Source organism: Cobetia sp. SIMBA_158 (assembly GCF_046566945.1).
GTDB lineage: Bacteria > Pseudomonadota > Gammaproteobacteria > Pseudomonadales > Halomonadaceae > Cobetia > Cobetia amphilecti.
Genome location: NZ_JAWJYL010000014.1, coordinates 88,775 through 99,400, shown reverse-complemented (window position 1 = coordinate 99,400; position 10,626 = coordinate 88,775). Strand labels below are relative to the sequence as shown.

Annotated in this window: 8 protein-coding genes; all 8 read right to left on the bottom strand. The window is 51.7% G+C overall.

Annotated elements, in window-relative coordinates:
- Positions 1-79: 79 nt before the first annotated feature.
- The gene (locus R2R70_RS16730; RefSeq protein ID WP_410978555.1) at positions 80-1,297 is read right to left on the bottom strand and encodes a DUF2345 domain-containing protein; all 1,218 of its coding nucleotides are present in this window, start codon (positions 1,295-1,297) and stop codon (positions 80-82) included.
- Positions 1,298-1,375: 78 nt separating this feature from the next.
- Positions 1,376-1,654, bottom strand: coding sequence for a PAAR domain-containing protein (locus tag R2R70_RS16725; RefSeq protein ID WP_410978554.1), 279 nt, complete (start codon positions 1,652-1,654; stop codon positions 1,376-1,378).
- A gap of 3 nt (positions 1,655-1,657) precedes the next feature.
- Positions 1,658-2,695 carry a DUF6708 domain-containing protein gene (locus tag R2R70_RS16720; protein ID WP_410978553.1) on the bottom strand — a complete coding sequence of 346 codons (1,038 nt, stop codon included), beginning with the start codon at positions 2,693-2,695 and terminating at the stop codon, positions 1,658-1,660.
- A 434-nt stretch (positions 2,696-3,129) separates the two neighbouring features.
- Positions 3,130-3,408, bottom strand: a complete 279-nt coding sequence (locus tag R2R70_RS16715) for a PAAR domain-containing protein (protein ID WP_410978552.1) — start codon at positions 3,406-3,408, stop codon at positions 3,130-3,132.
- A gap of 67 nt (positions 3,409-3,475) precedes the next feature.
- The gene (locus tag R2R70_RS16710; protein WP_410978551.1) at positions 3,476-4,360 is read right to left on the bottom strand and encodes a DUF6708 domain-containing protein; all 885 of its coding nucleotides are present in this window, start codon (positions 4,358-4,360) and stop codon (positions 3,476-3,478) included.
- Positions 4,361-4,364: 4 nt separating this feature from the next.
- A complete protein-coding gene (locus R2R70_RS16705; RefSeq protein ID WP_410978550.1) occupies positions 4,365-7,085 on the bottom strand; it encodes a T6SS effector BTH_I2691 family protein in 2,721 nt (906 codons plus the stop codon).
- A 1-nt stretch (position 7,086) separates the two neighbouring features.
- Complete coding sequence (locus tag R2R70_RS16700; protein ID WP_410978549.1) at positions 7,087-7,902, bottom strand: DUF4123 domain-containing protein; 816 nt, start codon at positions 7,900-7,902, stop codon at positions 7,087-7,089.
- Between the two features lie 9 nt (positions 7,903-7,911).
- Entirely contained in the window at positions 7,912-10,512 is a 2,601-nt protein-coding gene (locus R2R70_RS16695; RefSeq protein WP_410978548.1) for a type VI secretion system Vgr family protein, read from the bottom strand.
- Positions 10,513-10,626: the final 114 nt, after the last annotated feature.

Below are 10,626 nucleotides of genomic sequence, written 5' to 3'. Positions count from 1 at the left end.
TGAACTGATGGCAAAGCACAATGAAGCACCACCCTCAATTCAATAGGGTGTTGCACTCAGAGCCTGCATCCGCCCTGAGTTAACAATACACTGAGTTTGGTTCAGGTAAGGGCTTTAGTGATTCACTTAAACGCGTAGGCCCGCCAAAGCTGTGCTGTGCGCCTTTGGCATCCACCTTGCCCGGCCCGTGCACTTCGATATTGCCGCCACTCAGGCGGATATAGCCGCCGCCGCTGGTGAGCAGAATCTGGTTCTTGGCCTGGAGGGTGACAGTGCCTTCGGTGGAGGTGATGGTGATGTCCTTCTCAGAGGTCAATTCCATCGCATCACTCTGTGCCTGCATTTCCACCTTGCCGCGTGCGGCAAACAGCTTGATGCCGGCACGCTGCACGAACAGGGAGAACTTTTCGGAGAGCGAGGCGATCAGGCTGCGGCCGGTGGCCAGGTTGATGTCTTCGCCGCTGGTGATGCTGAGTGACTTGCCCTGCGCCAGATGGGTGGATTCCGGCGTGCTCAGTGCGATGCCTGCCGGTGAGCTGACATGCAGCCAGGGGGCGTCGAGACGAGCGGCTTCACCACGCCCGCCCGCGCTGGCGCTTGAGGCAGAGCTGCCATCGAAATTGGTGCCACTGTCTTCAGCGCCATAACGCCCCTGGGCATCTTCACTGGCCTGCTTGAGATTGACGCGCGACTCGAGCGCTTCTGCGTTGTGGCTGGTGGCGCTGTCGCTGAGCGTATTGGAGAGCTGATAGGGGTTGGCCAATTGTTGCTGAGCGGGCGTGAGATCGAGCTGTTCGCCACTGGCGGCGATCTGACCCCAGTTGGTCAGCAGCAGGCCCTGATGCGCGCGGATTGCGCCGTAGGCGTCAGAGCGCAGCTCGAAGCCGGTACCGCGGAAGCTGCCGCGTGTGTTGCCCTGCTGGTGGATCAGATAACCGAGATTGAGCTGGGATTTCTCGTGCTCCGAATTCAGGCGCACGCGTTCCTGATCGGTGGCGTCATCGAAGACCAGCTCGTTGTACTTGTAGCCGCGGTAGGTCTTGCTTTTGAGGCCGGAGAACAGACCGTTGGAGTGCCATTGCGGGGTCTGATCGCCGTTGTAGACACGACCGTTGATCAGCGGACGATCCACGTCGCCTTCGAGGAAATAGACGATGACTTCCTGGCCGATACGCGGCCCGAAGATACTGCCCCAGCCAGCGCCGGCGTTGGGTTGCGCGACACGCAGCCAGCAGCTGGCATCGGCGGCACCCTGTACCGCCTCCTTTACGTCAGTCCTTACCTCCGAGCGATTCATGAAATCGTTGTGAAGCTTCAACGAAAAAAACCTCACGGAGTGACCATGAGGGTTTTGGAGATAATTCGAATAACTCACTCATCCCAAGCCGTGCTTGCCACTCGCGACAGAGATCAGCGCCGCCCCACATGCCGTATGGCAGCCGTGAAACGCTACCGGCTTGCCATTCAAGCTGATAGTGGGATGCCCCTCGATGATGCTGCAGGTGCTGTGGCCATCCTTGGGGCACGTCACCATGTCCCCCACCACTGCCACCGGCTTGCCCTCCAGCAGATAGTTGGTCTGGGCAAACACCACCTTGCCGCCATGAGTGGTGCTATCCCCGAGCACGATAACGCCATCGCCGGAACTGAACATAGTTTATAACAACTCAATTAAATTATAGCACCCAATATAAATCAAGGCGCTTGATATAATGCTGCCTGCAATAAAACATATAATAGGCCAAGTACCTTCAACAAACCTCAATTGGACATTATTTTCAGAGCTTTTACTAAATTTATCTACACTCACATTTTCGTATTTCTCCTTAATATAAGTGGGCCATTCGGGTGTCTTACTTGTATACACCGCGAAGAGACGACACCAAGCCAAAACAGCCATATAAGGAGAGGTTATAAATTGAACAAAAGGGCTGTTAGATGTCAAAAGCATTGCTCTGAATATACAAAAGACAATCGACTCCCTTTTGTTGTCTATAGGCATACACATATTTATAAGCTTTGAATTTTCCTTATATCCTGCAGGCTCCTCCATGTATCTTCTAATAAACTCCCAAATCGCACATGCATCATTTTCATCGCCCCAGGCAGGATAACCTAAAGAGAAGGTTTCTAGAACAGTATCTTTATCTTCAGCTAACACGTGTGCTTTTATCTCATAATAATCTTCGCTAGAAAAAGGTATATTGTTGGCCTCAATATAAAAAAACAAGTCATCCCAGTTTTCGCTTACTAATTTACTTCTAGGTAAAATTGCATATACTTTACGCTCTACTCGGTCAAATCTGACTGGGTAATATGTCCTCTGAAAAGATTCCAACCTTAAGTATTTATACCCGATATAACCGAGCGGAGATATAATCACCAACATACCTATAAGTGCGATCCATGCATCATATCCTTCTTTATTAATAGTGGCCACTAATAAGGAAATTACTGCAAAAAAGAACAAAAACAGCATTCCGAAAGAATATATTAATGAATGCCCTTTATGGGCATACCACCGATCCACCACCTCTAAATAAATATTATTCATCTTCACAACCGAAAAAAGATCTTTCGGCAAGCATTGCATTCTATGCTTGGGATTTAATTGCCTGCATTTTTCATCCCCGGACAACTTCCTATTTACAGAGTACCTAAGAAGCTTACCTTGAGTTAGACCTTTGAAATCCACAGCAACTCCCAAAGATAATATTCAACTTCAATGCAGCTTAAAATATTCCTTGGACTCAAGTAACAAGTGCAGCATCTACGGTGACCAAGGATCCTGAACACTCCCCAAGAATATTTGCGCTGGTGTTCGATTGCCGAGGTATTTTTCAGGGGATAATCATTCAGCTTCTCGAGCAGTTGCGTAGCTCTGCATTGCTGACCTGTCGATAGTCCGCTCCCTTAGGAAAGTACAGACGTATCAAGCCATTGGTGTTTTCGTTAACCCCTCGCTGGCCCGAGCAGTAGGGGTCACAGAAATATATCTTTGCTGGCAAGGCCTACGCGTCCTCACAGATATACCAACTTGGTAAGTTCACGTAGGTTCCTGACGAAAAATCCCGCAGCCAGGGCTACGGGATCATCGAATACAGATACCTCATGGACAAGTTCACGCCCTCATCCCAGGCCGTGCTTGCCGCTCGCTGCAGAAATCAGCGCCGCCCCACATGCCGTATGGCAGCCATGAAACGCTACCGGCTTGCCATTCAAGCTGATGGTGGGATGCCCCTCGATGATGCTGCAGGTGCTGTGGCCATCTTTGGGGCACGTCACCATGTCCCCCACCACTGCCACCGGCTTGCCCTCCAGCAGATAGTTGGACTGGGCAGACACCACCTTGCCACCATGTGTCGTGCTATCACCGAGTACGATAACGCCATCGCCGGAACCGAACATTGATAATTTCTCCACCTGGTCTGAAAAGTGTGTTGTATACCGTGATTGCATTCAAAATGATATATAGTTACTTTAAAACTATATCTTCACCGCACTCATCGATAATTTCCTGTGACCATTGGGGAATCTTTCCATATCGACAGATGAGATAATGTCCGAGTATTTGCCATGAGAAAAAGACACACATGGTGCGATAGAAGACAGTAGATAAGAAATTTACAGACGAGTTATCTGTAATGAGCCTAGGTATCGTGTGTCTTGCAGATTCAGCTAACGATGGACGCCATGATATTAGTTCTGATGAAGCTTCAAATTCATCATCATATTCCATGAAAGATTGAATATAATAAAAGAGATAAAAAATCTCATTTTTTGGAGCCTCTTTCATTTCCAGAACAGTATCACCAAAGGAAAAACTATCATCGACACGATGTCCGTCCATTAGAAAACCACGTAGTTCATATTGACAGGCCACAATAGATCTTCCCTTATACGCAACAGCATATAAACAATCTGTCCAAGGCCATTGCTTGGCCTGATGATCTTTATCGCTGAAAAAATATACTTTACCTGTTCTGCGATTGAAGACTACCGGAGACACAGGAACTCGTGTTATTTCAATCCATGCTCCCAATATATAAGGGTGTGACAAAAACAAAATAAACAACACAACAAAAGCAAAAGCAATATACGCTTCTACCGAAAACATATAATAACCAAAAAATAAGCACATGGCAATTACTACTGGTATCAAAAGAATACTCAAACCAAGTAGCATGCCTCTCTCACGAAACCCTGCATCTCCTAGAACAATGCAATCATTACTAATATAGAATATTGTTTGTGGCGGTGACTTAATACTATTCTCTTCTTGAATATCAGGAATTTCAATATCAGGGTAATCCCCTGATTTCATTACACTCATTAAACGAAGATATTTTTGAATATTCAATATTTTACCCCAGCGCGTTAGAAAGTTCTTTATTAGCATTTTCCAAGCTTTTGAATCTATCCGCTTGTCCATAAAAGCTATGGTTTAACCAGTTTTGAGTATCTTCGATTGAGAAAAAAGAGATTACCAAAGACAAAATAAAACCAATAGCGAAAAGTATAGCAATCCACCATAGATTAGCCGCAAATAGCGCAATCCCCAAAAACACCCCAGTTATTGCAGATAAAGTATAAAGTATACCCAATGTTACATTACCTCTTGTGTATTCTTTCTTTGCATTGAAGCCATCCAACCCCGCTATAATCCACGCTCCTATAGCCCCCAAAGCACGGCCAAAAATATCAGAAGTAACGACGAATCCACGCCTTACTCTTAGGTAGCCGCCTACCTTTACCGCATTGAGGCCCTTGGAGGTCAGTTCGCTTATACCACCTACTATTGTGATGATTGATGAATTAAAACGCCACTGCATCTCTTTATTCTTGAAAGGACTAGCCTTGTCTAGTGCGCTATTAGCATAGTAAACAGAGATAGCGGAGAAAAAGAGCCCAATACTACTCATCCTGACGTCACTATCTATTATTCTTCGGAAGTTCGGCAAAATAGATTCACGGATATTACGTGATGTCAGAAGTATATCTTCTGTTGAGCGAAGCAAACGTAATGTCACCTCACCTCTTGCACCACGGCCTTCCGCAGCCGCAGTCAACATCGCTTCATCCAGATAGAAGAAATGAGGAACCTTTATATCTGGATTGATACCCGATTTTTTCAGCCATTCCCTAATGACTTTTTTCATCTGTTGTTGTGTAGGTCTTTTATTAGCGGGTATCAACTCCCGACTTTGATTAGCCATCATGGAAATATGTTGAGCAGGTGTGCCTTTAAGATCTCGTTGTATCAAAATACGATCGGTCGAAAGCATGGAAGCTGCCATGAATATACGTGTGACAGCTTGGTCAAGCCCATTCGATAAAAAGCGGGCTATTGGTGCTCCACTTTGGTGTATCAGACGTGCGTATGCATTGCGTGCAGCATTTTCCACATTATGAGATGAAAAGACTTTTTCTCGGCTGCTTTCCCATACTCGCCGATATCCGTCCAGCACATTAGCAGCATTTTGCAGAGTGACAGGAGAGGAAGTCTCTTTTATGGAAAATATATGGCTGTCTTGATTATGACCAAGACAGCGCAAATAAATATTAGCGGAATCGCTAATATCACCGGCACTGACCCACTGCTTAAGAACCTCAGCACATTCATGACGATCAGAAGCCTCCTCGATGCATTCAATGAAGTCCTCGACGTATTCAACTCCTGAATCTAGACGATTCGTGACATAATCGGCACTAAAGACTTTAGATAAGCTTTCAGACTTCAGCCATGTAGCATGATCGATCGACAAGAGATCACTATATTTCTTTGTGGCTTTTTGTATATCATCAAGCGCCTGATTGTATGCCTCATCAATGGCTTCATCACTTTTGCGTAGATAGGTATCCCCTTCCCTCGTATCATCCCATGCTTGTCGGCGGATGCGCGCAAGGCGAGCTTCATCAATCTTATTTCTCTCCAGATATTCGAGACGATCTTGAATTCTATTGCGATTCTCTTCAAGCATGGTTCTGCGGTTAAGTATTTCTTCATAGTCTTCGACATTATCGTACCGACTATTTATTTCCTCGATCTGACTATTCGTATAATCAAGATTATTTTGCTCTCTACCAAGTATACTATCTCTGTAATCTCTTTCGGCATCCTCCTCTACGGCGGCACGTATACTACGAATACCGTGAGTCGAGGAAAGCACCCAACTATACCGCTGCAGCGACGCGGATACCGCCTGAATCTGCTCGGCATTGAGCTCGACGGTGATGCCCCGCGGGTCATGAGTCGCAAAGATAATGGACCGCCCCTGCGATGTTCGCTCTGCCATCCCGACCAGATCGTCGGCTTCGAAGGCGCGCCAGTGATAGGGGTAGACGGATTCGAACGTGGCGGTGTTTTGCGAATCATCCTTGTCGGCCACGGTACTACTGAAGCTTTGGGCCGTGTTATGGCGATACTCACTCACCCAATCGGTCACTGTCGAAAGCGGTGCGGTATGGGGCTGACTCGCTGCCGGAGAGATACAGAGAGAGGGATCAAGAAACTGCATACGCTGGGAGGGATTCTGAGCAACCTGATCCCGCACCGTGTTGTCCCAGTCAGTATCAGAAAATGCCAGCCATGCCTGCGTCACCTTTTCTGGCTGACTGATCGTGACACAGCGGGCCATCTGCCAATCGCTGCCACTCCGACAAGCTACGGTTTTCTCTATACCAGGTGCTGCTAGACCATCGATCGGAAGAGGAATGAAATTGCTGTCACTGGTGACACGATACTTGCGCCATTTGACACCGTCTGCATCGCCATTCGGAAAGTGCAGATAAAAGTATCCGAATCGCATACAGCGCAGAATATAGCTGGCTTTCTGCATCGACTTGTCGAGGACGCCATCACCGAAGTTTCCTCCACTTGTTATCGGGACGAGTCCATCAATACCGTGAGCGTGGCTTTCAGCAATTGCCGCGTAACGTACCGGGAGTATGACCAGCCCTGGGGATTTCTGGCACATCTGACAATCGCTGCAGCCTCCTGTATCGGAAGAGGCATTGTTACCTTGACTGGAAGCGTTTGCAGTAGCAGCTGCCACCACTTCGTTGATGTTCGGAATCGCGCTCATACTACGTCATTTCCCGATTGGTTAATTGTGTCTGAATAGATTCCCAACGTGCCGCTGGCCAGCCCGCCGTCACGCGTCGATAGCCCTCGCCACCCTTCGCCAACACAATCGCGTTCTTGATGTCAGGGTGCTGGCAGATATCTGGATGGATCAGTAATTCATGCAGAGTCATTGCGACTTGATCACGTTCATCCCTCAACCCGTGCTCGCGTGCGCGATTCAGGCAGTCGGCAACACGAGCGCCAGCTTGTGCGTCATCTTGCGGGGCCAATGAGTCATGAAGCCGCCACTGTTTCAGGCAGTCCCGCAGCAATGGCAAGACGGACAAGGTACGCTCCTGATTTTTATCAAACACCAACCTCAATTGGTACGTAGATTGTGGGGCACTATTCAATACAATCCATTGCGAGCGAGAATCCAAAAACTCCCAACATTCAACTTTACTCAATAGCGAGTGGAGCTGATGCGGTGTCAAAATCCATCGAAGATGAGTCATGACACGAGGGTCGAAAAAACGGCAATACATCCATTTTGCCGTTGGAGTAGCTACCAAGCAGAATCGACTCAATTGATCCAACAAGACGCTCGCCTCGACATCTGCCTGCAGTAGCGCGCAATACGAGGGCGGCATGACATGGCGCGACATGGCCTCGGCTTGCTCCCTGACTTGAGCAGCTGCAGACTCAGTGATGCGATAAAGATGAGGTGTCAGCGCGTGCAGATCCAATCGTCGCCGTGGCTGGAACGCACCGACAAACTCGACACCCTCAAGAGTCAGCGGTCCATTCAGATGATCGTGAATCAGCCAATTTGTCATTCTGTGACCTCACCCATCGACCAGTGCCGAGCCGCGACCTGCAGCGCCTTTATGCTTGGTTTCACAATCGGTACCCTCCGGTAGCTCGTCCAACGTCGCCTCCAGACTCGCAGGGCCTGCAAAGCTGTGTTGCGCGCCTTTGACATCCACCTTGCCCGGCCCGTGCACTTCGATGTTGCCGCCACTCAGGCGGATATAGCCGCCGCCGCTGGTGAGCAGAATCTCGTTCTTGGCCTGGATGGTGACGGTGCCTTCGGTGGAGGTGATCGTCATGTCCTTCTCGGAGGTCAGTTCCATCGCATCACTCTGCGCCTGCATTTCCACCTTGCCGCGTGCGGCAAACAGCTTGATGCCGGCACGTTGCACGAACAGCGAGAACTTTTCGGAGAGCGAGGCGATCAGGCTGCGGCCGGTGGCAAGATTGATGTCTTCGCCGCTGGTGATGCTGATTGACTTGCCCTGCGCCAGATGGGTGGATTCCGGCGTGCTCAGCGCGATGCCCGCAGGCGAGCTGACATGCAGCCAGGGGGCGTCGAGGCGAGCGGCTTCACCACGCCCGCCCGCGCTGGCGCTTGAGGCAGAGCTGCCATCGAAACTGGTGCCACTGTCTTCAGCGCCGTAGCGCCCCTGGGCATCTTCACTGGCCTGCTTGAGGTTGACGCGCGACTCGAGCGCTTCTGCATTGTGACTGGTGGCGCTGTCACTGAGCGTATTGGAGAGCTGATAGGCGCTGGCCAATTGTTGCTGAGCGGGCGTCAGATCGAGCTGTTCGCCACTGGCGGCGATCTGCCCCCAGCTGGTCAACAGCAGGCCCTGATGCGCGCGTATCGCACCATAGGCATCCGAACGCAATTCGAAGCCGGTACCGCGGAAGCTGCCGCGTGTGTTGCCCTGCTGGTGGATCAGATAGCCGAGGTTGAGCTGGGATTTCTCGTGCTCCGAATTCAGGCGCACGCGCTCCTGATCGGTGGCGTCATCGAAGACCAGCTCGTTGTACTTGTTGCCGCGATAGGTCTTGCTCTTGAGGCCGGAGAGCAGGCCGTTGGAGTGCCATTGCGGGGTCTGATCGCCGTTGTAGACCCGTCCGGTGATCAGCGGGCGATCCACGTCGCCTTCGAGGAAATCGACGATGACTTCCTGGCCGATACGCGGCACGAACACGCTACCCCAGCCAGCACCGGCGTTGGGTTGCGCGACACGTAGCCAGCAGCTGGCGTCGGCCGCGCCCTTCTCGCTGCGGTCCCAGTGGAACTGCACGCGCACGCGGTTGAGCGAGTCGGTGTGGATCTCTTCGTTCTCAGGGCCGACGACGATCGCGGTCTGCGGGCCACCCAGGTTGGGGCGCGGATGATCGAGAGACGGACGGTACGGCTGACTGAGCCGCTGGGATTCGAAGTCGATCAGATACTGGCCGGTGCCGACATCGGCGTAGTCGTCCTGCGCATCACTCTCAAGACCATGTGCCTGGCGCGCCTCGGCCATGCGCGCCTGCAGGCTGCCCGGTAGCGCCTTGAGGTGTGCCGACACCGGCAGCGCATTCTCGGCGCAGACGGTCAGGCCCAGCACGAGGAATTCGCGCTCACTCGAGTCGCCGTCTTCATGACGGGCGTGCTGGCTGAGTTCGAACCAGCGGCCGACCTTCAACTGGCGGGTGCCGCCGGCGCCGTAGAAGCGCTTGGCGCGGGATTCATGCGCCTCGAGGCGATTGACGGTCAGGCGTTCGCCGCGCGAGTGATCGTCGAAATAGTACTCGCCGGGGTAGTCGTAAACTTCCTGCTCACTGAGATTGCCCTGATCGCTGCGCGTGTCCTGGCCGGAGCGCTTTTCGAGGCCCGGCTGCTTGTAATCAAAGGTGCCGAGGCTGACGCGCGTCGGTTGCTGCTGACGACGGCCGCTCCACTGGGTGATGGAGTCTTCCAGTTCAGTGGCATCCTGACGATGGAAGCGAATCACCTGCGGCTCGACCGGCGCACAGGTCGCGACATCATCGGTGATGACGAGGCGATGACCATTGAAATCGCTGTCGTCAGAGGCGTGTTCGAAGTAGTAGAACAGCCCTTCCTGCTCCATCAGGCGATTGACGAACTGGAAGTCGCTCTCGCGATACTGCACGCAGTAGCTGCGCGCCGGATACTCACGGCGCAGATCCAGCCGCCAGCCGCCCTGGGCTTCGCCTTGCGCGATGGCGTGGTTCGAGAACACCGACTCGATGACCTCGACGGCGGTGAGGTCCTGGAAGATACGGCTGTCGCGGCCGAGCTTGAGCATCGCCATCCACGGCACCAGCGTCAGCTGGTAATAGAAGACGCCACCGTCCTCACCGAGCAGTGCGGCCGACTCGACCAGCCCCGAGAGCTTGCGGTAACTGCCATCGGCCTGACGCACCGAGAGCGCCGCCGGCTGCGCCATCAGGGTCTTGAGTTCGATATCACCATTCTGGGAGATGCAGTCGAGGGTATAGGCGAAGGGACGCGACATGCGCTCTTCCCCTACAAGACGATGTGGGATGAAGTCCGCGCCGCTCATCTCAAGCGTGAGCAGGCGCTCGTTCTGATCCAGTGAAATCTCGAACGACTCCAGCAGGCTATCCAGCCAGGAATTCTCTGCCATCCTTAACATCCTCACGGTGCGCGCGCTTGTTCGCTCGGCAAGCGAGTGCACCGGCTTGTTCAGTTCGGGTGATGCGTCTCAAGACGCAGCGATGTTCAACACAGGACGAGCACA

Coding starts and splice junctions, on each gene's coding strand:
- R2R70_RS16700 (WP_410978549.1), bottom strand. CDS start 7,902: ATGACAAATTGGCTGATTCACGATCATCTGAATGGACCGCTGACTCTT.
- R2R70_RS16705 (WP_410978550.1), bottom strand. CDS start 7,085: ATGAGCGCGATTCCGAACATCAACGAAGTGGTGGCAGCTGCTACTGCA.
- R2R70_RS16695 (WP_410978548.1), bottom strand. CDS start 10,512: ATGGCAGAGAATTCCTGGCTGGATAGCCTGCTGGAGTCGTTCGAGATT.
- R2R70_RS16715 (WP_410978552.1), bottom strand. CDS start 3,408: ATGTTCGGTTCCGGCGATGGCGTTATCGTACTCGGTGATAGCACGACA.
- R2R70_RS16730 (WP_410978555.1), bottom strand. CDS start 1,297: ATGAATCGCTCGGAGGTAAGGACTGACGTAAAGGAGGCGGTACAGGGT.
- R2R70_RS16725 (WP_410978554.1), bottom strand. CDS start 1,654: ATGTTCAGTTCCGGCGATGGCGTTATCGTGCTCGGGGATAGCACCACT.